Source organism: Streptomyces sp. NPDC051582, assembly GCF_040681715.1.
Classification (GTDB): domain Bacteria; phylum Actinomycetota; class Actinomycetes; order Streptomycetales; family Streptomycetaceae; genus Streptomyces.
The window spans coordinates 15,998-37,560 of sequence record NZ_JBFAZJ010000028.1 but is presented as its reverse complement, the minus strand read 5'-3'; the positions used below and the strand labels follow the sequence as shown (position 1 = coordinate 37,560).

The window sequence follows — 21,563 nt, the reverse complement described above, 5'->3', positions numbered from 1 at the left end:
TCGGGCGCCGGGCCTACTGCCGCTGGAGTAGGCCCGGCGGCCGGTCTACTCCTTTTGACCGGCCTTTGCGAAAACCGGTGGGGATCGGCCTCGCGGTGGCCGAAGATGGAGTGAACCCCCTCGATCTTGCCGACCGGAGCCTGCGCGTGCTCATACGACTTCTGCGGACCCATCTGGGTCCGTACCGGAAACCGATCGCCCTGCTGGTCCTGCTCCAACTGCTGCAGACCAGTGCGAGCCTCTACCTGCCCACGCTGAACGCCGACATCATCGACAACGGTGTCGTCAGCGGCGACACCGGCTACATCCTGCGCTTCGGCGCCCTGATGCTCGGCGTCTCCTTCGTCCAGCTCGTATGCAACTGCGGCGCCGTCTACTTCGGCGCCCGTACCGCGGCCGCCGTCGGCCGCGACATCCGCGCCTCGGTCTTCGACCGGGTGCAGAGCTTCTCCGCGCGCGAGCTGGGCCAGTTCGGCGCCCCCTCGCTGATCACGCGTACGACGAACGACGTGCAGCAGATCCAGATGCTGGTCCTGATGACCTTCACGCTGATGGTCTCGGCGCCGATCATGTGCATCGGCGGCATCGGCATGGCGCTCTCGCTCGACGTGAAGCTGTCGGGCGTGCTGCTGGCCGTGGTCCCCGTCCTCGGCCTGTCGGTCGGCGCGATCGTGTTCAGGACGCGGCCGCTGTTCCGGAAGATGCAGGTCCGTCTGGACACCGTGAACCGCGTGCTGCGCGAGCAGATCACCGGCAACCGCGTGATCCGCGCCTTCATCCGCGACGACTACGAGAAGGACCGGTTCCGGGAGGCCAACGCCGACCTGACCGGGGTCTCCCTCGCGGCCGGCAAGCTGCTCGCGCTGATGTTCCCGACCGTCATCGTGGTCGTGAACATCTCCAGCGTCGCCGTCATCTGGTTCGGCGCGATGCGCATCGACAGCGGCGGCATGGAGATCGGCCAGCTGACGGCCTTCCTCGCCTACCTGATGCAGATCGTCATGGCCGTGATGATGGCCACCTTCATGTTCATGATGGTGCCGCGCGCCGAGGTCTGCGCCGAGCGCGTCCAGGAGGTCCTGGACACCGAGTCCAGCGTGGTCCCGCCCGCCGACCCCGTACGCAAGCTGCTCGCCCGCGGGCAGCTGGAGCTGCGCGGCGCCGACTTCCGCTACCCGGGCGCCGAGGCGTCGGTGCTGCGCGGAGTGGACCTGGTGGCCCGCCCCGGCGAGACCACCGCGGTCATCGGCTCCACCGGAAGCGGCAAGTCCACGCTGCTGGGCCTGGTCCCCCGGCTGTTCGACGCGACCGGCGGCGATGTGCTGGTCGACGGTGAGGACGTACGGCGCCTCGATCCGGAGCTGCTGGCCAAGACGGTCGGCATGGTCCCGCAGAAGCCTTACCTCTTCTCCGGAACCGTCGCCTCCAACCTGCGGTACGGGCGTCCCGACGCCACCGACGAGGAGCTGTGGCACGCGCTGGAGGTGGCGCAGGCCAAGGACTTCGTCTCCGAGCTGGAGGGCGGTCTGGAAGCGCCCATCACCCAGGGCGGAACCAATGTCTCCGGCGGCCAGCGCCAGCGCCTGGCCATCGCCCGCACGCTGGTGCAGCGCCCGGAGATCTACCTCTTCGACGACTCCTTCTCCGCCCTCGACTACGCGACGGACGCGGCGCTGCGCTCGGCGCTCTCCCGCGAGACGGAGGAGGCGACGGTGGTCATCGTCGCGCAGCGGGTCTCCACGATCCGCGACGCCGACCGGATCATCGTGCTGGACGAGGGCCAGGTCGTGGGCGAGGGACGCCACCACGAGCTGATGGCCGACAACGAGACCTACCGGGAGATCGTGCTCTCCCAGCTGACGGAGGCGGAGGCCGCATGAGCGGGCCCGGAGGACGGATGATGATGGGGCCGGCCGAGCGGTCCATGGACTTCAAGGGCTCGGGCAAGCGGCTGCTGAGCCAGATCGCGAAGGACCGGGGCAGGCTCTGGGGCATGGTCCTCGCCGTCGTCGGCAGCGTCGGCTGTTCGGTCGTCGGCCCGAAGATCCTCGGCGAGGCGACCGACCTGGTGTTCGCGGGGATCGTCGGCCGCCAGATGCCGGCCGGGATCACCAAGGAGCAGGCCCTGGACGGGCTGCGCGCCAAGGGTGAGGGCGGGATGGCGGACATGTTGTCCGGCACCGACTTCACCCCCGGCGAGGGCATCGACTTCGGTGCCGTCGGGGTCGTGGCGATCTGGGCGCTGGTGGTGTTCACCCTCGCCGGTCTGCTGATGCTGGTGGCGACGAGGCTGTCGAACCACATCATGAACGGCACCGTGTACCGGCTGCGCGAGGAGCTCCAGGGGAAGCTTTCGCGGCTGCCGCTGTCGTACTTCGACCGGCAGAAGCGCGGTGAGGTGCTGAGCCGGGCCACGAACGACATCGACAACATCGGGCAGACGCTCCAGCAGACGATGGGGCAGTTGCTCAACTCGCTGCTGACGATCGTCGGCGTGCTGGCGATGATGTTCTGGATCTCCCCGCTGCTGGCGCTGGTCGCGCTGGTGACGATCCCGGTGTCGGTGTTCGTCGCGGCGAAGATCGGGAAGAAGTCTCAGCCGCAGTTCGTGGCGCAGTGGAAGTCGACGGGCGCGCTGAACGCGCACGTCGAGGAGATGTACTCGGGCCACACGCTGGTCAAGGTGTTCGGCCGGCAGAAGGAGTCCGCGGCGGTCTTCGCCGAGCAGAACGAGGCCCTGTACCGGGCTTCGTTCAAGGCGCAGCTGGTCAGCGGGATCATGCAGCCGGTGATGTTCTTCGTCTCGAACATCAACTACGTGCTGGTGGCGGTCGTCGGTGGTCTGCGGGTGGCTTCGGGCAGTCTGTCGATCGGTGACGTGCAGGCCTTCATCCAGTACTCGCGCCAGTTCTCGATGCCGCTGACGCAGGTCGCGTCGATGGCGAACCTGGTGCAGTCCGGTGTGGCCTCGGCGGAGCGGGTGTACGAGCTGCTCGACGCGGAGGAGCAGGAGCCGGACGCGGAGGTTCCGGAGCGTCCGGAGCGGATCCGTGGCCAGGTCACGCTCGACAAGGTGGCCTTCCGCTACGAGCCGGACAAGCCGCTGATCGAGAACCTGTCGCTGACGGTCGAGCCGGGCCACACGGTCGCGATCGTCGGTCCGACGGGTGCGGGCAAGACCACGCTGGTGAACCTGCTGATGCGGTTCTACGAGGTCACGGGCGGCGAGATCGCCCTGGACGGGGTGGACATCGCGAAGATGACCCGCGAGGAACTGCGCGGCGGCATCGGCATGGTGCTCCAGGACACGTGGCTGTTCGGCGGGACCATCGCGCAGAACATCGCCTACGGCGCGGCGCGCGAGGTCACGCGCGCCGAGATCGAGGAGGCGGCGCGGGCCGCGCACGCGGACCGGTTCATCCGCACCCTTCCGGACGGTTACGACACCGTGCTGGACGACGAGGGCGCGGGCGTCAGCGCGGGCGAGAAGCAGCTGATCACCATCGCCCGGGCGTTCCTCTCGGATCCGGTGATCCTGGTGCTCGACGAGGCGACGAGCTCGGTGGACACCCGTACCGAGGTGCTGATCCAGAAGGCGATGGCACGCCTCGCGCACGGCCGTACGTCCTTCGTGATCGCGCACCGGCTGTCCACGATCCGCGACGCCGACGTGATCCTGGTGATGGAGAACGGCTCGATCGTGGAGCAGGGCACGCACGAGGAACTGCTGGACGCGGAGGGCGCGTACGCGCGCCTGTACGCGGCGCAGTTCGCTCAGGCGGTGGCCGAGGTCGACTAGCGTCGGGGGCTCGGTTTGGCGTGGGGGTGCCCTCCGGACGGGGGGGGCACCCCTTCTCCGTGTCAGTCTCCGTACTCAGTCCAGGTAGCCGCGGAGCTGGTCGGCGAAGGCGTGGTCGCGGAGCTTGTTGAGCGTCTTGGACTCGATCTGCCGGATGCGTTCGCGGGTCACGCCGAAGATCCGCCCGATCTCCTCCAGGGTGCGCGGCCTGCCGTCGGCCAGGCCGTAGCGCAGCTGCACGACCTTGCGCTCGCGCTCGCCGAGGGTGGACAGCACCGCTTCCAGGTGCTCGCGGAGCAGGAAGAACGCGGCGGACTCCATGGGCGAGGCGGCGTCCCCGTCCTCGATCAGATCGCCGAGGGCCACGTCGTCCTCCTCGCCGACCGGCGCGTGGAGGGAGACCGGCTCCTGGGCGAGGCGCAGCACTTCCAGGACCCGCTCGGGGGTCAGCTCCAGGTGGACGGCGACTTCTTCGGCGGTGGGCTCGTACCCGCGCTCCTGGAGCATGCGGCGCTGGACGCGGACGACCCGGTTGATCAGCTCGACGACGTGGACGGGCACGCGGATGGTGCGGGCTTGGTCGGCGAGGGCCCGCGACATCGCCTGCCGGATCCACCAGGTGGCGTAGGTGGAAAACTTGTAGCCGCGGGCGTAGTCGAATTTCTCAACGGCCCGGATGAGCCCGAGGTTCCCCTCCTGGACGAGGTCGAGCATGGTGAGCCCGCGGCCCACGTAGCGCTTGGCGACGGAGACGACGAGCCGCAGGTTCGACTCGATGAGGCGCCTCTTGGCCATCCGGCCCATCACGACCAGCTTGTCGAGGTCGAGGGCGAGGCGCAGGTCGAGGTCGGGGGTGTTGCCCAGCTTCTCCTCGGCGAACAGGCCGGCTTCGACGCGTCGCGCGAGTTCGACCTCGTCGGCGGCGGAGAGGAGCGGGATCCTGCCTATCTCGCGCAGGTACTGGCGGAACAGGTCGGCGGAGGGGCCGGCTCCGCCGGTGTCCGCACGCCGGCGCGGCTCGGGCACCTGCTCGACGAGCTCCGCTGCCTCGGGCTCTTCGAGCTCCTCGTCCACGGCGTCGACCTCGGGCTCTTCACCGGCGGTGGCCTCGGTGTCTTGGACGGGCGGGCTCGCGTTGACGGTCAGGATCTGGGTCTGCACGGGGGCGACCTCCAGGGCTCCGAGGACGGGGGCACCGCACTTCAGTGTGGGGTACGACACATCGCTGCCACGAGGGGCGTGCGAGCACTTTCTGAGTCCGGTGCGTGACCGGATGGTTACCCGCCGCCGGGAATCCCGATGCGGACCGGACGCATGTCCGAGAGGTTCGATGCCGTGCAAACGCCCCCGGGGGCCCGGGGCCGGGGGCGCTCGTGCCGGTGGACGGCGGTCGGAGGCGACCGGCGGTCAGGCCGGCTCCACGCGGACCGCGCAGACCTTGAACTCCGGCATCCGCGAGACCGGGTCGAGGGCCGGGTTGGTCAGGGTGTTGGCGCGGCCCTCGCCCGGCCAGTGGAACGGCATGAAGACCGTGTCCGCGCGGATGGTGTCCGTGATGCGGGCCGGGGCCACGGCGCGGCCGCGGCGGGAGACGACCGCGAGCGGGGCCCCCTCGACCGCGCCGATACGGGTGGCGAGGCGCGGGTGGAGTTCCACGAAGGGGCCGGGGGCGGCCGCGTTGAGCTCGTCCACGCGGCGGGTCTGGGCGCCCGACTGGTACTGGGCGACCACGCGGCCGGTGGTGAGCAGCAGCGGGTACTCGGCGTCGGGGACCTCGGCGGCCTCGCGGTGGGAGACGGGCGCGAAGCGGGCCCGGCCGTCGTCGGTGGCGAAGCGGTCGAGGAACAGGCGCGGGGTACCGGCGTGGGAGTCGTCCGGGCAGGGCCAGAAGACGCCCTGTTCGGCTTCGATGCGGGCGTAGGAGATGCCCGAGTAGTCCGCCGGTCCGCCGGCCGAGGCGCGGCGGAGCTCCCCGAAGACCTCCTCGGGGTCGGTCGGGAAGCCCTTCTCGATGCCGAGGCGGTCGGCCAGGCCATGCAGCACGTCCAGGTCGGTGCGCACCCCCGGCGGCGGGGTCAGGGCCCGGCGGCGCAGCAGGACGCGGCCCTCCAGGTTGGTGGTGGTGCCGGTCTCCTCCGCCCACTGGGCGACGGGGAGGACCACGTCCGCGAGGGCCGCCGTCTCGGAGAGGACCACGTCCGCCACGGCCAGGAAGTCCAGGGAGCGGATGCGGTCTTCGACGTGGGCGGCGCGGGGGGCCGAGACCACCGGGTTGGATCCCATGAGGAGCAGGGCCTTCACCTCCGTGCCGAGGGCGTCGAGGAGTTCGTAGGCGCTGCGGCCGGGACCGGGCAGGGTCTCGGGGTCGACCCCCCAGACCTCGGCCACGTGCGCCCGCGCTGCCGGGTCGGTGAGCTTGCGGTAGCCGGGGAGCTGGTCGGCCTTCTGGCCGTGCTCGCGGCCGCCCTGGCCGTTGCCCTGGCCGGTGAGGCAGCCGTACCCGGAGAGCGGGCGGCCGGCGCGGCCGGTGGCCAGGCAGAGGTTGATCCACGCGCTGACGGTGTCGGTGCCCTTGGACTGCTGCTCGGGACCGCGGGCGGTCAGCACCATCGCGGAGGCCGGGTCGCAGAACAGGGCGACGGCCTCGCGGAGTTTGGGCACGGGTACGCCGGTGATCCGCTCCACCAGCTCCGGCCAGTGCGCCATGGCCGCGGCGCGGGCCTGCGGCCAGCCGGTGGTGCGCCCGGCGATGAACTCCTCGTCGGTGCGCCCCTCGGCGACGACCAGGTGCAGCAGGCCGAGGGCCAGGGCGAGGTCCGTGCCGGGGCGGGGGGCGAGGTGCAGGTCGGCCTGCTCGGCGGTGCGGGTGCGGCGCGGGTCGACGACGATCAGCGTGCCGCCGTTCGCCTTGAGTTCGGTGAGGTAGCGCAGGGCGGGCGGCATGGTCTCGGCCGGGTTGGAGCCGACGAGGATGACGCAGCCGGTCCGCGGGATGTCCTCCAGGGGGAAGGGCAGTCCGCGGTCCAGGCCGAAGGCCCGCTGGTGGGCGGCGGCCGCCGAGGACATGCAGAAGCGGCCGTTGTAGTCGATCTGCGAGGTCCGCAGGGCGACGCGGGCGAACTTGCCGAGCGCGTAGGCCTTCTCGTTGGTCAGTCCGCCGCCCCCGAACACCCCGACCGCGTCGGGTCCGTGCGTACGGCCCGTGCGGGCGAGGCCCTCCGCGACGGCGTCGAGGGCCTCCTCCCAGGTGGCCGGCTCCAGCCGCCCGGTGGCGTGGGTGCGGACGAGCGGCCCGGTCAGGCGCACCCGGGAGGAGAGCACGGCGGGGGCGGTCCGCCCCTTGCCGCACAGCGCGCCCCGGTTCACGGGGAAATCGGCCCGCTCCTCCACCACCACGCCGGCGCCGCCCGGCTCAGGGCGGAGATTCATCCCGCATTGCAGCGCGCAGTACGGGCAGTGCGTGGCGGTGGCGGGATCCGGGGTGCGCATACGGCCAGCGTGCGCCGCCGGTGTTACGCCGGCCGCCGCCTCCGGTTACGCCTCCCGTACGACCACCTCAGCACGCCCGCCGCCACCCGGTGAGGACCGGTGCTACCGCCCGCCGAGGTTCGGTATCGGCGGGCCCGCCGTCCAGCCGCCGTCCACGGCCAGTTCGGCGCCCGTCATGTACGCGGCGGCGTCGGAGAGGAGGAAGGCGACGGCCGCCGCCGTCTCCTCCGGGGCGCCGACCCGGCCCAGCGGGGCGCCGGGGAAGCCGCCCTCGCCGGGCTGGATGCCGATCGGGGCGGTCATCGGGGTCAGCGTCATGCCCGGGTGCACCGAGTTGACGCGGATCCCCGCCCCGGCGAGCTCGACCGCGCCGATCTTCGACAGGCCGCGCACGCCCCACTTGGAGGCTCCGTACCCGGCGGTGAGCGCCAGGCCCATGAGCCCGGCCGCCGAGGAGATGTTGACGATGGAGCCGCCGCCGCCCGCCCGCAACAGCGGTATCGCCGTCTTGATGCCGATGAAGGTGCCGACCAGGTTGATCTCGACGACCTGCCGGAAGTGCTCGACGCTCTCGTGCTCCAGGAGCTGCCCGGTGGCTATGCCGGCGTTGTTCACCAGGCCGTCGATCCGCCCGAACTCGGCCACCGCGTGGTCGAGGGCGGCCTGCCAGTCGGCCTCGCTCGTGACGTCGTGCCGCAGGAACCGCGCCGCGCCGCCCAGCTTCTCGGCCGTCGAAGCGCCCTCCGCCTCCAGCACGTCGGTGATCAGCACGCTGCCGCCCCCGGCCACGACGGCCCGTGCGGCCGCCGCGCCCAGCCCGCGCGCTCCCCCGGTGATGACGACGGTCTTGCCGGTCAGATCCACAACAGCCACGGTCCACACCCCTGACGAAGCCATATGACTAATCGGCATACCGGGCCGACGGTGCATCAGTCTGCCAGAGCAGCCAGGACCCGCGACACCCCTTGCTCCTTCGGCCCCAGGAACCGCGGCTCCGGCTTGAAGGCGGCGTCCAGCGCGGCCTTGCCCGCCGCGAAGACCTCGCGCGTGCCGCCGTAGTACCAGGTCGCGTCGTGCTCGTCGTCCACCCCGACCCCGTACGCATCCAGGCCCGCCGCGTCGCACAGCGCGACGGCCCGGCGTATGTGGAAGCCCTGGCTGATCAGCACCGCCCGCTTCACCCCGAAGATCTCCTTGGCCCGGACGCAGGAGTCCCAGGTGTCGAACCCGGCGTAATCGCTGACGACGCGGTCGTCCGGCACCCCGTGCGCCGCCAGGTACGTCCGCATCGCGTCGGGCTCGTCGTACTCGGTGCGGCTGTTGTCCCCGGTGACGAGCACCACTTTGACCTTGCCCGTGCGGTACAGCTCCACCGCCGCGTCGAGCCGTCCGGCCAGATACGGGGTCGGCCGCCCGTTCCACAGCCCCGCCCCGAACACCACCGCCACCTCGGCGGCCGGAGCGTCGGCCGTGCTCCGCAGCCGGTCCGCGGCCGCCGCGTGCGTCCACGCCGAGGGCAGCAGGAACAGCACGCACCCGGCCACCACCGCCTGGACGGCCCGGCGCCGCCCCGTCACCGTCCTCATCCAGCCCGCCGCCGGCGTCGGCTTCCGCTTCCGCTTCCACACCGGCTTCAAGGTCCGCTTCATGGTCGATCCCCCCGTTGCGCCACACCTCGTTCGCACACATTGACGATCTACGCCCGCACCCCAGTTCCCCGCGCCCCGCCTTTCACTCGTACGAATGAGCGGGTGAGCTACCGGTAAACACCCGTCACCCCTGCGCAACGCCACCGACATCTGCGGCCCGCAGGATCGGTTCATGACGGAGTTGGTGCACCCTCCCGAGTCCCTGTCCCTCCCCTTTCCCCCCGCCACCGCCACGGAGCTGCTGACCCGGATCACCACCCAACTCGGCACGCAGCTCAGCGGTCTGCGCCCCTGGCGCCCGGCGGGGGGCCGGTCCGACGGAGCCCTCTCATGCAGCCCACCCTCGTCGCCGTCGCCCACGGCAGCCGTGACCCCCGCGCCCTCCCCGCCGCCCTGGCCCTCCTCGACCGGGTCCGCGAGCTCCGCCCCCGCCTCGACGTCCGGCTCGGCCACATCGAGCTGAACCGGCCCCTGCTCGGCGAGACCCTCCGGGAGACGACCGGTGCCGCCGTCCTCGTCCCGCTGCTCCTCGGCCGCGGGCACCACGTCAAGCGCGACCTCCCCGCGGCCGCCGCCCGCGCCGCCCACCTGGACACCCGCGTCGCCGCCCCGCTCGGCCCGCATCCGCTGCTGGTCGAGGCCCTGTACGAGCGGCTCCTGGAGGCCGGCTGGGTCCCCGGCGCGGGCACCGCCGTCGTCCTCGCCGCCGCCGGCTCCCGCGACCCCGACGCGGCGGCCGACGCCCGCCGCACCGCCGGCCTGCTCTCCGAACGCCTCGGCGGCGCGCCCGTCGTACCGGCCTACGCCTCCGCCGCCGTCCCCACCGTCCCCGACGCCCTCCGCGCCCTCGCCGCCCACGGTCACCACCGGATCGCGGTGGCCTCGTACTTCACCGCCCCCGGCCGCTTCGCCACGCAGTGCGCCGCCGCCGCGCCCGGACCCGCCTCCGCGCCGCTCGGCGACCACCCGGCCCTGGCCCGCCTCGTACTGCGGCGCTACGACGAGGCCCTGGCCCGGCAGCGCACCTCCCTGCCCGCCTCCGCCCCCCTCGAACTGGCCACCGCATAAAGACCTCGCCCGCGCGAATTGCTCAGATTGGTCGCATTGTCGGTGTTCCCGGTTACCGTCTGAGCATGGAAGGCATGGAACGCACCGCACCCGTCCCGCACCCCGACCCGGACGCCCCCGGCGCCCCGTACGCCGCGTCCGACACCGAGCGCTGGGCCGCCGAGCCCGACAAGCGGCCCGGCCGGACCGCCTTCCAGCGCGACCGCGCCCGCGTGCTGCACTCGGCCGCGCTGCGCCGCCTCGCCGGGAAGACCCAGGTGGTCACCCCCGGCAGCCGCTCGTACGACTGGGACGCCAGCCCCCGGACCCGGCTGACGCACTCCCTGGAGTGCGCCCAGGTCGGCCGCGAGCTCGGCGCGGCCCTCGGCTGCGATCCCGACCTCGTCGAGGCCGCCTGCCTCTCGCACGACATGGGCCACCCGCCGTTCGGCCACAACGGCGAGGAGGCGCTGAACGAGTTCGCCAAGGACTGCGGCGGCTTCGAGGGGAACGCCCAGTCGCTGCGCCTGCTGACCCGCCTGGAGCCGAAGCGGTTCGTGCCCGACCCGGCCACCGGCGAGCTCGTCAGCGTCGGCCTCAACCTCACCCGGGCCTGCCTGGACGCCGCCACCAAGTACCCCTGGGCCCGCGGCGGCCACCCCACCGATCCCGACTCGGTCAAGTTCGGCGCGTACGAGGACGACCTGCCGGTCTTCGAGTGGCTGCGGCGCGGCGCGCCCGCCGACCGCAAGTGCTTCGAAGCCCAGGTGATGGACTGGTCGGACGACGTCGCCTACTCCGTCCACGACTTCGAGGACGGGCTGCACGCCGGGCACCTCGACCCCAACCTCCTCTTCGCCGAGCCCGAGCGCACCGCCATCTGGCAGGTCGCGATCGGCCGCTACGTACCGGCCGACACCGGGCCCGAGGAGCTGCGCGAGGCCCTCGACCGGCTGATGGAGCAGGAGTGGTGGCCCCACGGGTACGACGGGTCGGCCGTCGCCCAGGCCCGTCTCAAGGACGCCACCAGCCAGCTGATCGGCCGGTTCTGCCTGGCCGCCGAGGGCGCCACCCGCGAGGCGTACGGCTCCGGCCGGCTGACCCGGTACGCGGCGGAGCTGGTCGTCCCGCGCGAGGCGCGCAACGAGTGCGCGGTCCTCAAGGCGGTGGCCGACCTGTACGTGATGCAGCGCGACGAGCAGGAGCGGCTCCGCGCCGACCAGCGCATCGTCCTGGCCGAACTCGCCGAGGCCCTCAGCGCCCGCGCCCCCGAGGGGCTGGACCCGCAGTTCCGGGCGATCTTCGATGCCGCGCCCGACGACAGAGCGCGCAAACGGGCGGTCATCGACCAGATCGCGGCGCTCACGGACTCCTCCGCGCGCTCCCTGCACGCCCGGCTCACACGGCGCGCGCGCCGTGCGGTCGGGTGAGCCGATCGGGCCATTCCCCCTTCACGCGGCGGGCTCAGTGCGGGACGCTCGCATGTGGTCGCATGTGGCGGAGAGGTTATGAGGAGGCATCAGGTGGTCGACGCACACCGGACATTCGTCATCGTCGGCGCAGGGCTCGCCGGGGCCAAGGCGGCGGAGACGCTGAGGTCCGAGGGGTTCACGGGGCGGGTGATCCTGGTCGGCGACGAGCGCGACCACCCCTACGAACGGCCCCCGCTGTCCAAGGGGTACCTCCAGGGCAAGGAGGAGCGCGACAGCGTCTTCGTCCACGAGCCGTCCTGGTACGCGAAGGCCGACATCGAGCTGCACCTCGGCCAGCCCGCGGTCCAGCTGGACCGGGAGGCCCGCAAGATCGTCCTCGGTGACGGCACGGCGCTGCACTACGACAAGCTGCTGCTGGCCACCGGGGCCGAGCCGCGCCGCCTCGACATCCCGGGCACGGGCCTGGTCGGGGTGCACCACCTGCGCCGGCTCGCGCACGCCGAGCGGCTGAAGGGCGTACTGGCCACCCTCGGCCGGGACAACGGTCACCTGCTGATCGCGGGCGCCGGGTGGATCGGCCTGGAGGTCGCCGCCGCGGCCCGCGCGTACGGGGCCGAGGTCACCGTGGTCGAGCCGCTGGCCACGCCGCTGCACGCGGTGCTCGGTCCGGAGATCGGCCGGCTCTTCGGTGACCTGCACGCGGAGCACGGGGTCCGCTTCCACTTCGGGGCGCGGCTCACCGAGATCGTCGGACACGACGGCATGGTGCTCGCGGCCCGCACCGACGACGGGGAGGAGCATCCGGCGCACGCCGTGCTCGCGGCGATCGGGGCGGCGCCGCGGACGGCGCTCGCCGAGACCTCCGGGCTCGCGCTGGTCGACCGCCAGCACGGCGGCGGCATCGCCGTGGACGCTTCGCTGCGCACCAGCGATCCGAACGTGTTCGCCGTCGGGGACGTGGCCGCCGCGCACCACCCGCTGCTCGGGACCCGGCTGCGGGTCGAGCACTGGGCGAACGCCCTCAACGGGGGCCCGGCCGCGGCGCGGGCGATGCTGGGCCAGGAGGTCTCGTACGACCGGGTGCCGTACTTCTTCTCCGACCAGTACGACGTGGGCCTGGAGTACTCCGGCTACGCCCCGGCGGGCGGCTACGACCAGGTGCTGATCCGCGGGGACGTGGCCAAGCGGGAGTTCATCGCGTTCTGGCTGTCGGACGGGCGGGTGCTGGCCGGGATGAACGTGAATGTGTGGGATGTCACCGAGCACATCCAGGCGCTGATCCGGTCGAAGACCCCGGTCGACCGCGAGGCGCTGGCGGACCCGTCGGTTCCGCTGGACTCCCTGGTGGAGGGGTAGGAGGTGCGGAGGGGGCCTGACGGGATTGTGGGCGCCCGGCCGTAGACTTCACGGGTGGCAGGACGGATCAACGACGACGATGTGAAGGCGGTACGGGACGCGGTCCCGATCGACGCCGTGGTCTCCGACTACCTCCAGCTGCGCAACGCGGGCGGCGGCAACCTCAAGGGCCTCTGCCCCTTCCACGACGAGAAGTCCCCGTCCTTCCAGGTCAGCCCCAGCAAGGGTCTCTACCACTGCTTCGGCTGCCAGGCGGGCGGGGACACCCTCGACTTCATCATGAAGATCGACCACCTCTCCTTCTCGGAGGCCGTCGAGCGCCTGGCCGGACAGGCCGGCATCACCCTCCGGTACGAGGAGGGCGGGTACACCGCCGGCACCAGCGGTCGCGGCGAGCGCATCCGGCTGGTCGAGGCGCACAAGGCCGCCGCCCTGTTCTACGTCGAGCAGCTGGGCGGTGCCGAGGCCGAGATCGGCCGCAGGTTCCTGGCGGAGCGCGGCTTCGACCAGGCCGCGGCCGAGCACTTCAGCGTCGGGTACAGCCCGGCCGGCTGGGACCACCTGACCCGCTTCCTGCGCGGCAAGGGCTTCAGCGACAAGGAGCTGATCACCTCCGGCCTGGCCCAGGACAGCCGCAGCGGCAAACCCATCGACCGCTTCCGCGGCCGGCTGATGTGGCCGATCCGCGACATCAGCGGCGAGGTGGTCGGCTTCGGCGCGCGCAAGCTGCGCGACGACGACAACGGGCCGAAGTACCTCAACACCCCCGAGACGGCGATCTACAAGAAGTCCCAGGTCCTGTACGGCATCGACCTGGCGAAGAAGGAGATCGCGAAGACCTCGCGGGCCGTGGTGGTCGAGGGCTACACGGACGTGATGGCCTGCCACATGGCCGGGGTCACGACCGCGATCGCGACCTGCGGCACCGCCTTCGGCGGCGACCACATCAAGATCCTGCGCCGCCTGCTGATGGACAACGCGACGGCCGAGGTGATCTTCACCTTCGACGGGGACGCGGCCGGCCAGAAGGCCGCGCTCCGCGCCTTCGAGGACGACCAGAAGTTCGCCGCCGAAACCTCCATCACCATCGCCCCCGGCGGCATGGACCCGTGCGATCTGCGCCTGGCGCAGGGGGACGCGGCGGTGTCCGGGCTGGTGGAGGCCCGTACCCCGCTGTTCGAGTTCGCGCTGCGGCACATCGTGGCCCGGCACAACCTGGAGAACCCGGCGGGCCGGGCGGCCGCGCTGGACGAGGCGGCCCCGGTCGTCGCCAACATCAAGAACATCGCGATCCAGCACGAGTCGGCGGTCCAGCTCGCCGGGATGCTCGGCATCCGCGACGAGCAGTTCGTCGTCAAGCGGGTCGCGCAGCTGGCGCGCTGGGCGCGGGAGCGGGGCGGCCAGGGCGGCGGGCAGCAGCAGGGCCGCGGCCGGCCGTCGCAGGCGTCCTCGTACGAGACGGCCCCGGCGCCGGGCACCCCCGCGGGCGGCGGACCGGCGCTGAACCTGCGCAGCCCCGCGCACCGCACCGAGCGCGAGCTGCTCAAGCTGGCGCTCCAGCGGCCGGCCCTGGTCTCTCCGGCCTTCGACGCCTACGGGGTCGACGAGTTCACCGCCCCGCCGTACGCGGCGGTCCGCGAGGCCATCCAGGCCGCGGGCGGCGCCTCCCTGGGCACGGACGACTACCTGGCCCGGGTCCGCGACGCCGCGCCGAACGACACGGTCCGCGCGCTGGTCACGGAGCTGGCGGTCGAGGCCATCCACGCCAAGACGGTGGACGAGGTGTACGCGGGCGTCCAGCTGGTCCAGGTCCGGCTGCGCGCGGTCGACCGCCGGGTCCACGAGATCCAGGGCACGATGTCGCGCCTGGGCACCCAGGCCCCGCCGGAGCAACTGGCGGCGGTCCAGGAGGAGCTCTGGGTCCTCCAGCAGTACGGGCAGCGCCTGCGCAACCGCGGGGCCGAGGGCCTGTAGCCCGCGTACTCCCGGCCACGTGCGCCCGCCCGCGTACGCCCGCCCGCGCCCGCGCACCCGGCCGCTACGTCCGGCGGAACCAGTCGCCGCCCGGTATCTCGGTGCCGGACTCGCGCAGCCTGCGGGCCAGCAGCGGGGCCGCCAGGTAGACCCAGGCGGCGGTCCGGGTGCCGTCGGGGCGGAGCGCGTCCCGGCGGACCCGGTCGTAGACGTTCAGCGGCCGGTCGGGGCCGTGGTACTCCTCCAGCCGGTCCAGTTCGGCCAGCAGCGCCGCGTACGCGCCGGGGGCCGCGGTGACCAGCTCGCCGACGATCTCCGATCCCTGGTGCGGGACGGCGTACGGGTAGCCGGGGCCGTCGTACAGCAGCGCGTCCGGCAGCCGGGCGGGCTCCTCGGCGGCCGTGCGGCCCCGCAGGAACAGGTCGTGGTTGACCTCGCCGGGGCGCAGGGTCCCGTACACGAAGAAGGGGAGTTCGGCGGTCATCCGGCCGTCATCTCGGCGGCGGCCCACCGAGTGCGACGGGTGTGGCGGCTGCGGCCGGTCGGCTGATGTCACGGAGCCCTCCCTCGGGTACGGCGGACGGCACGCGGCCCGGGACTTTGGTCCCGATTCCGCCGGTGCCCCTCCACCGTACGCACCGCTGTTACACAACCTCCCGGTGCCCGTGATCGTCGCCGACTACCGTCGGTTCGTCCTCCCCTAGAACCCATTTGGCTCCTCATGACGCGACCCACCCGCCCCCTCGCCGCCGCCCTCCTGTGCGCCCTCATCTGCGCACTCGCCGCCGGCGGCTGCTCCGCGCCCGGAGGACTGGGCGTCGGCGAGGCCGCGCCGCCCGTATCGGCCCAGCCGCGGCCCGAGTCGCTCTGGCCGCTGTGGACCGACCGGTCCGTCTCGGGGCCGGGCACGTCGGTCGGCACCCGGGAGCCCCCGCCACAGCCGTTGAAGAACGCGCCCGAGGTGGGGCCCGGCGGGCTGCCCGCGGTGAACGTGCAGGACGTCGTACGCGCCGACAAGCAGATGAAGCCGTTCGCGGCGAAGGGCTGGATCAGCGCGCCCGGCAAGGCCGGGATCCGCCCGCCCGTCTTCCGCGACCTCACGGGCGACGGGGGCCAGGACCTGATCGTCGCGGCCGACGCGGAGACGGGGCGCACCGCGCTGACTGTCTACACGGCCGAAGGGACCCGGATCGTCCCCATCCTCTTCACCGTCGGCCGCCGGCTGGCCGCCGAGACGATCGGCGGCGACCTGCTGCTGCGCACCGCCGCCGACGACGGCTCCGAACAGGCGGTCCGCTACCACTGGGACGGCGAACGGATGCGGGTCGTCAGCGACGAGCGGCGCTACAGCAAGTCCGTACCGGGCTGCGACGGCGACCCGGCCACCCCGCAGCCGAAGCGCACCGACCGGTACGGCCAGGTGTGCGAGTGAGGCCCCTCCTGGTCCGCTGCCGCGACCTCCTGCGGGCCCTCGGCCTGCGCTGGAAGATCTCGATCCTGCTCGCGGTCGGCTGCTCGCTGGTCGCCGTGACCATCGGCGTACTGATCCACGAGGCGCGGGCGCAGCAGGTGGGCGAGGCCGCCCGGGAGAGCGCGCTCGCGCAGCTGATCCGCGTACGCCAGGTGTACGAGCTCACCGGGCGGCTGGACGAGGACAAGGTGGGTGAGGCCGACGCGTGGATCGACTGCCCGCAGCTGCCGGGGCCGCTGCGCCGGGCGGCCCTGGCGGGGCAGCGCACCACCTACCTCGACCTGAACGGTCCGGATCCGGCCGTGTGGGCGGCGCGCCCGGTCGGCGGGGACCACGTGCTGTCCGTACGGCGGCCGTTGGCCGCCGAGCAGGCCGAACTGGTCGAGCTGAACCGGCAACTGGTGGCCTCGGGGGCCGGGGTCGTGACGCTCGCGGCGATCGGCGGTGCGCTGATGGCGAGCCGGCTGAGCAAGGACCTGCGGACGGCGGCCGAGACGGCCCGCCGGATCAGCGAGGGTGAACTGGACGCGCGGATCGGGGCTTCGGGCGTGCCGGGGACCCGCAACGAGGTCGCCGAGCTGGCCTCGGCGGTCGACACGATGGCGGCCAGCCTCCAGCAGCGGCTGGAAGCGGAGCAGCGGTTCACGGCGGACGTGGCGCACGAGCTGCGGACCCCGCTGACGGGGCTGCACACCGCGGCCGAGCTGCTGCCGGAGGGGCGGCCGACGGAGCTGGTGCGGGACCGGGTGGCGGCGCTGCGGACGCTCACCGAGGACCTGCTGGAGGTGGCGCGGCTGGACGCGCGCCGGGAGGAGGCGCAGCTGGGTGCGCACGCGCTGGGTCCGCTGGTCGCCAAGATCACGCAGCGGTCGGGGGTGACGGCGCGGGTGATCGGCGCGGACTGCCCGGAGGTGGTTCGCACCGATGTCCGGCGCCTGGAGCGGATCCTGACGAACCTGCTGGTCAACGCCCGTCGACATGGTGTGGAGCCGGTCACGGTGACGGTCTGCGGGAACGGGGTGACGGTACGGGACCACGGCCCGGGCTTCCCGGTGAAACTGCTGCGCGAGGGGCCGCAGCGCTTCCTGACGGGTGCGGCCGAGCGGGGGCAGGGGACGGGGCTGGGCCTGACGATCGCCTTCGGCCAGGCGCAGGTGATCGGGGCGCGGGTGACGCTGTCGAACCCGGCGCCGGCGGGTGCGGCGGCGACGGTGACGCTGCCCGCGGGGTGAGCGGCGGGCCGGGCGGGATTCGCCCCCTCGGCCCTGCCTCACCCGGACGGCGTGACACCCCCGATGACTGAGGTCGCGGCCGTGACCTGCGGAAACGGGGGCGGCACGGGTTTATCTGACGGCACGTCAGCATGCGCGTCGCGGCCGGGCCGGGTTTCCTCGGGAACACGACCCCGTGTCTCCAGGAGCCTCCATGCGTCGACGCACCGCCCACGTGCTCACCGCCACCGCGCTGACCGCCGCCGCGTTCACGGGCCCGGTCGCCGGGGCGGTCGCCGCCGCGGAACTCGGCACGGCGGGTTTCGCACCCGGCGACTTCGCGAAGCTGGAAGTCTGGCCGAAAAGCGCCGTTCCCGGGGCCAGTGTCACCGTGAACACCACCGCCTGCGGCGTCGGCGGCCACGCCGACGGAGATGCCACCACCGTCGGCGGCGGCCGCTTCAAGCTGGTACCCGGCACCCATAAAGAGGTGGTCCTCGGGCAATTCCAAATCGCCCGCGGCATTCGCCCGGGCACGTACAGCATTGGCGCGACCTGCGCCGACGGGAAATTCGCCACCGGCGATCTCGTCGTCACCGAACGCGGCCCCAAGGGCCACGTCCGCACCGGGGTGGGTGGCGGGACGACCACCACCGTCGACCCCACCAAGATCACGGCGGGAGCGGCCGTGCTGGCCGCCGCCGCCGTCGGCGGTACCTGGCTCCTGCGTCGCCGGGCGAGCGGCACGCGGAGCTGACGGACGCCCACCGCGGCTGCGGCCGTGGTCCGACCGGTACCGTCCCCCGTCGCCCGCCCCGCGAGGTCCCCCCGTTCGCGGGGCCGGGCGACGGCCTGTCAGCCGGAAGGCCGCCGCGCGGAGAACCGCCGCGCCGGGCCCGCCACACGGAACACGGACCGGAACTCAACGCCAGGGGGCACCCATGGGCAGAGGCCAGGCCGGCAGCGGCGGACTCGTCGCGCTCGCCGCCTGCGTCGGCATCTGGCTCGTCGGCAGCGGCTCCAGCCAGTCGATCGGGCCCCCGCTGCCCTCCCCCGCCGACGCGCTGGGCGCACAGGCGCACTACCCCGGCAGCATCGACCCGCTCCCCGGATCCCCGCCGAGCCGGATCCGGATCCCGTCCATCCGGGTGGACGCCCCGCTGACCGGACTGGGCCTCGGCCCCGACGGGAGCATCGAGGTACCGCCGCCCGCCCGCCGCGACCTGGCGGGCTGGTACCGGGACGGCACCACCCCCGGAGCGGTCGGCACCGCAGTCATCGTGGGTCACGTCGACCAATCGACCGGCCCCGCGGTCTTCTACCACCTGGGCGCGCTGCACCGCGGAGCCGCGATCGAGGTGCCGCGCGCGGACGGACGTACGGCCGTGTTCACCGTCCACGCGGTCGAGGTGTACGAAGCGGACCGGTTCCCCGACTCCCGCGTGTACGGGCCCTCGCCGCGCGCCGAGCTCCGAGTGATCACCTGCGGCGGGGGCTTCTCACCCCGAACCGGCTACCAGGGCAACGTGGTCGTCTTCGCCCACCTCACCGGCACGTATTGAGAGGCGTCGCAAGAGCCCGCCCGGTCGGTCAGCCCCACTGCTCCAGACCGAGCTTGATCACCAGTGCACCGACCACCGTCAGCAGCACGCCGCGCACGAACCCGCTGCCCTTCTTCAGCGCCATCCGGGCTCCGACCATGCCGCCCGCCAGGTTGAACACCGCCATCAGCGCGGCCAGCTGCCACAGCACCATGCCCTGGTAGGCGAACATCGCGAGCGCCCCGGCGTTCGTGCAGCAGTTGACGATCTTGGCGGTCGCGGAGGCGCTCACCAGGTCGAGGTGGAGCAGGGCGGTGAGGGCGAGCACCAGGAAGGTGCCGGTGCCGGGCCCGATGAGACCGTCGTAGAACCCGATGCCGAGACCGGCGAGCCCGATGGCGAGCAGCACCCGCTGCCGGCTGACGGGCGCGGTCGAGGGCGCGGTGCCGAAGCCGGGCTTGAAGATCACGATGCCCGCGACGACCACGAGTACGCCCATGATGAGCGGGCGCATGGTGTCCTTGCTGATCCCGCCGGCCAGCGCGGCGCCGCCCATGGAACCGGCGAGCGCGGCGACGCCGATCCGGACGGCGAGCTTCACGTCCACCGGCGCCTTGCGTACGTACGTCACCGCCGCGCCCGCGGTGCCGACGATGGCCACGGCCTTGTTCGTGCCGAGCACGGCGGCGGGCTGGGCGTTCGGCAGGCCGAGGAGCAGGGCGGGCAGGAGCAGCAGTCCGCCGCCGCCCACCACGGCGTCGATCCAGCCGGCCGCGGCGGCGGCCACGCACAGCACGATGATCATGGTCGTTGATATGTCAGGCACGGGCACGACCCTATGGAGCCGATGGGTGCACAGCCCATCAATCCCCGGAAACTTGCGCAAAGGTTGAGCTTTGCCGGGCCGGCACCCGGTCCGGAGCCGCCGGGGCGGCCGGATTCACCGTCGCCGTCAGCGCCGTCGCGGCCAGCACACTGACCAGCCCCAGCCCGGCCGCGAGCCGCCGCGCGGGCGGTACGGCGGCCAGCGCGGCCGCGCCCGCCCGCAGGGCGGAGGGCCGGCGGTGGCCCCGGTGCCGGGCCGCGGGCACGGCTGCGGGGGCGGCGGGAGCAGGGGCAGGGCCAGGGGCAGCGGCACCGGGGGCCCCGACCGGTACGGACAGCGGGACGTGGAGCGGATGGCGCATGGCGCGGCGGCCTCTCGGGATCGGAGGAGAACGGAAAGCAAGGCGGAAGGCGGAGGGCGGAGGGCGGAGGGCGGAAGGCGGAAGGGATCAGAAGCTGAAGCACTCGGAATGGATGCGCCCGGCCGGCACCCCGGCCCGCAGCAGCGCACTCCGCGTCGCCCCTGCCATCCCCGGCGGCCCGCACAGGTAGACGTCGTGCCCGGTCAGGTCCGGTACGAGGGCGAGCAGCGCCCGCGGGGCCAGCGGATCGTAGGCGTCGTCGCAGGACCCGAGCAGGTAGTGCAGCCCGGCCCGCCGCTCGGCGGCGATGGCCTCCAGCTCGGAGCGCAGCACCAAGTGCTCCGCGGCCCCGGCCCGGTAGAGGAGGGTGATGTCCCCCGGCCCGCCGGGCAGCGTCTCGAACAGCGCCCGCATCGGGGTGATGCCGACGCCGCCCGCGATCAGCAGCACCTTGGGCCTGGTCCGCCGGGCGGCGGTCAGCGCCCCGAACGGCCCGGTGGCGATCACCCTGGTCCCGGGACGCAGCCGGCGGATCCGCCGCGAGTGCCCGCCGAGCGCCTTCACCGTGATCCGCAGGGCGTGGCCCTGGACCGGCGCGGACAGCGAGAACGGCAGGGCGGTGTGCCACAGGCGGCGTTGCAGGAACCGCCAGCGCAGGAACTGGCCCGGCTCCGCGCGCAGTTCCGCCAGGTGCTGCCCGTACACGACGACGGAGACCACCCCGGGCCCCTCGATGCGCACCTCGGCCACCCGCAGCGCGTGCCGCAGGGCCTGCCGTACGGGGACCACGGCCCGGTACCAGAGGAGCAGGACGGCGACGGTGGCGTGGGCGAGGGCCCAGAACCAGCCGAGCAGGGCGAGATCGGGCCCGGCCAGCTGGTGGCCGAAGGCCAGGGAGGCGGCGAGGTAGACGAGGAGGTGGACCCCGCGCCAGGTTTCGTGGCTGACCCGGCGGCGTACGGCCCGGGCGGAACTCACGCCGACGGCGGCCAGCAGGGCCGTCCCGGCGCAGGCGGCGGTCAGCGCGGGGTAGCCGAACAGCTCCCGGACGGCGGAGACCACGTCGACGCCCTGGTGGACGGCATATCCGAACAGGGCGAAGAGGGCGTGCCCGAAGCAGAGCAGGAGCACGTGCCGGCCGCCCCGGGCGTGCCAGCGGGCGAGCCGGTCGGCGCCCACGCCGTGCTCGACGGCGGGCACCCGGGCCATCAGGAAGAGCAGGACGAGCACCCCGTACCCGGCGAGCAGGCCGGTCAGGTGGGCGGCGGTCGCGAAGAGCGCGTCGAGCCGCGCGGAGGGCCGCACCTGGGCCGCCCACACCAGCGCCACCAGTCCCGCCCCGCCGAACATCCCGCTCTTGACCCGCATCGCCGCATCTCGCACACGGATCACGCTAAGGGCGCTCC

At 73.1% G+C, this 21,563-nt stretch carries 16 protein-coding genes and 1 pseudogene; 10 read left to right on the top strand and 7 right to left on the bottom strand.

All coding sequences use genetic code 11. The features are described 5' to 3' along the window. Positions 1-146 precede the first annotated feature (146 nt). Together AB0M92_RS29875 and AB0M92_RS29870 are read left to right on the top strand one after the other, a co-directional pair. Positions 147-1,880, top strand: coding sequence for an ABC transporter ATP-binding protein (locus AB0M92_RS29875; RefSeq protein WP_366105426.1), 1,734 nt, complete (start codon positions 147-149; stop codon positions 1,878-1,880). Next, positions 1,877-3,799: an ABC transporter ATP-binding protein gene (locus tag AB0M92_RS29870; RefSeq protein ID WP_366105425.1), complete on the top strand. Its 1,923-nt coding sequence runs from the start codon at positions 1,877-1,879 to the stop codon at positions 3,797-3,799. The genes AB0M92_RS29875 and AB0M92_RS29870 overlap by 4 nt, the downstream gene beginning before the upstream one ends. Before the next feature lie 75 nt (positions 3,800-3,874). Here AB0M92_RS29870 and AB0M92_RS29865 read toward each other — a convergent pair whose 3' ends face one another. From AB0M92_RS29865 to AB0M92_RS29850, 4 genes are all read right to left on the bottom strand, one after another. Then, positions 3,875-4,960 (bottom strand): RNA polymerase sigma factor, encoded by a 1,086-nt coding sequence (locus AB0M92_RS29865; protein ID WP_366105494.1) that lies wholly within the window; start codon positions 4,958-4,960, stop codon positions 3,875-3,877. Positions 4,961-5,206: 246 nt separating this feature from the next. Further along, positions 5,207-7,288 (bottom strand): molybdopterin oxidoreductase family protein, encoded by a 2,082-nt coding sequence (locus tag AB0M92_RS29860; protein WP_366105424.1) that lies wholly within the window; start codon positions 7,286-7,288, stop codon positions 5,207-5,209. A gap of 102 nt (positions 7,289-7,390) precedes the next feature. After that, the gene (locus AB0M92_RS29855; RefSeq protein WP_366105423.1) at positions 7,391-8,185 is read right to left on the bottom strand and encodes an SDR family oxidoreductase; all 795 of its coding nucleotides are present in this window, start codon (positions 8,183-8,185) and stop codon (positions 7,391-7,393) included. A 32-nt stretch (positions 8,186-8,217) separates the two neighbouring features. Then, complete coding sequence (locus tag AB0M92_RS29850; RefSeq protein ID WP_366105493.1) at positions 8,218-8,874, bottom strand: ElyC/SanA/YdcF family protein; 657 nt, start codon at positions 8,872-8,874, stop codon at positions 8,218-8,220. 235 nt (positions 8,875-9,109) lie between these two features. On the opposite strand from AB0M92_RS29850, the pseudogene AB0M92_RS29845 reads away from it, so the two are divergent. The 4 genes and pseudogenes from AB0M92_RS29845 to dnaG all read left to right on the top strand — a co-directional run bounded on the left by AB0M92_RS29845 (position 9,110) and on the right by dnaG (position 14,747). Next, positions 9,110-10,005: pseudogene (locus tag AB0M92_RS29845) on the top strand (CbiX/SirB N-terminal domain-containing protein). Positions 10,006-10,070: 65 nt separating this feature from the next. Beyond that, complete coding sequence (locus AB0M92_RS29840; protein ID WP_366105422.1) at positions 10,071-11,414, top strand: deoxyguanosinetriphosphate triphosphohydrolase; 1,344 nt, start codon at positions 10,071-10,073, stop codon at positions 11,412-11,414. A gap of 93 nt (positions 11,415-11,507) precedes the next feature. Beyond that, positions 11,508-12,773 (top strand): FAD-dependent oxidoreductase, encoded by a 1,266-nt coding sequence (locus tag AB0M92_RS29835; protein ID WP_366105421.1) that lies wholly within the window; start codon positions 11,508-11,510, stop codon positions 12,771-12,773. Positions 12,774-12,827: 54 nt separating this feature from the next. Continuing rightward, positions 12,828-14,747, top strand: a complete 1,920-nt coding sequence (dnaG, locus tag AB0M92_RS29830) for a DNA primase (protein WP_366105420.1) — start codon at positions 12,828-12,830, stop codon at positions 14,745-14,747. A gap of 64 nt (positions 14,748-14,811) precedes the next feature. Here the strand turns inward: dnaG and AB0M92_RS29825 are convergent, their stop codons facing one another. Then, complete coding sequence (locus AB0M92_RS29825; protein ID WP_366105419.1) at positions 14,812-15,231, bottom strand: gamma-glutamylcyclotransferase family protein; 420 nt, start codon at positions 15,229-15,231, stop codon at positions 14,812-14,814. 237 nt (positions 15,232-15,468) lie between these two features. Here AB0M92_RS29825 and AB0M92_RS29820 point away from each other — a divergent pair, with 237 nt between their 5' ends. From AB0M92_RS29820 to AB0M92_RS29805, 4 genes are all read left to right on the top strand, one after another. Next, complete coding sequence (locus tag AB0M92_RS29820; protein ID WP_366105418.1) at positions 15,469-16,179, top strand: hypothetical protein; 711 nt, start codon at positions 15,469-15,471, stop codon at positions 16,177-16,179. After that, a complete protein-coding gene (locus tag AB0M92_RS29815) occupies positions 16,176-17,450 on the top strand; it encodes a HAMP domain-containing sensor histidine kinase (RefSeq protein ID WP_366105417.1) in 1,275 nt (424 codons plus the stop codon). The genes AB0M92_RS29820 and AB0M92_RS29815 overlap by 4 nt, the downstream gene beginning before the upstream one ends. 193 nt (positions 17,451-17,643) lie before the next feature. Then, positions 17,644-18,186, top strand: coding sequence for a hypothetical protein (locus AB0M92_RS29810; RefSeq protein WP_366105416.1), 543 nt, complete (start codon positions 17,644-17,646; stop codon positions 18,184-18,186). 184 nt (positions 18,187-18,370) lie between these two features. Further along, complete coding sequence (locus AB0M92_RS29805) at positions 18,371-18,991, top strand: class F sortase (protein ID WP_366105415.1); 621 nt, start codon at positions 18,371-18,373, stop codon at positions 18,989-18,991. 28 nt (positions 18,992-19,019) lie between these two features. On the opposite strand, the gene AB0M92_RS29800 is transcribed toward AB0M92_RS29805, so the two are convergent. Together AB0M92_RS29800 and AB0M92_RS29795 are read right to left on the bottom strand one after the other, a co-directional pair. Then, positions 19,020-19,796: a TSUP family transporter gene (locus tag AB0M92_RS29800; protein ID WP_366105414.1), complete on the bottom strand. Its 777-nt coding sequence runs from the start codon at positions 19,794-19,796 to the stop codon at positions 19,020-19,022. Between the two features lie 448 nt (positions 19,797-20,244). Next, positions 20,245-21,549, bottom strand: coding sequence for a ferredoxin reductase family protein (locus AB0M92_RS29795; protein ID WP_366105413.1), 1,305 nt, complete (start codon positions 21,547-21,549; stop codon positions 20,245-20,247). Between the last annotated feature and the right edge of the window lie 14 nt (positions 21,550-21,563).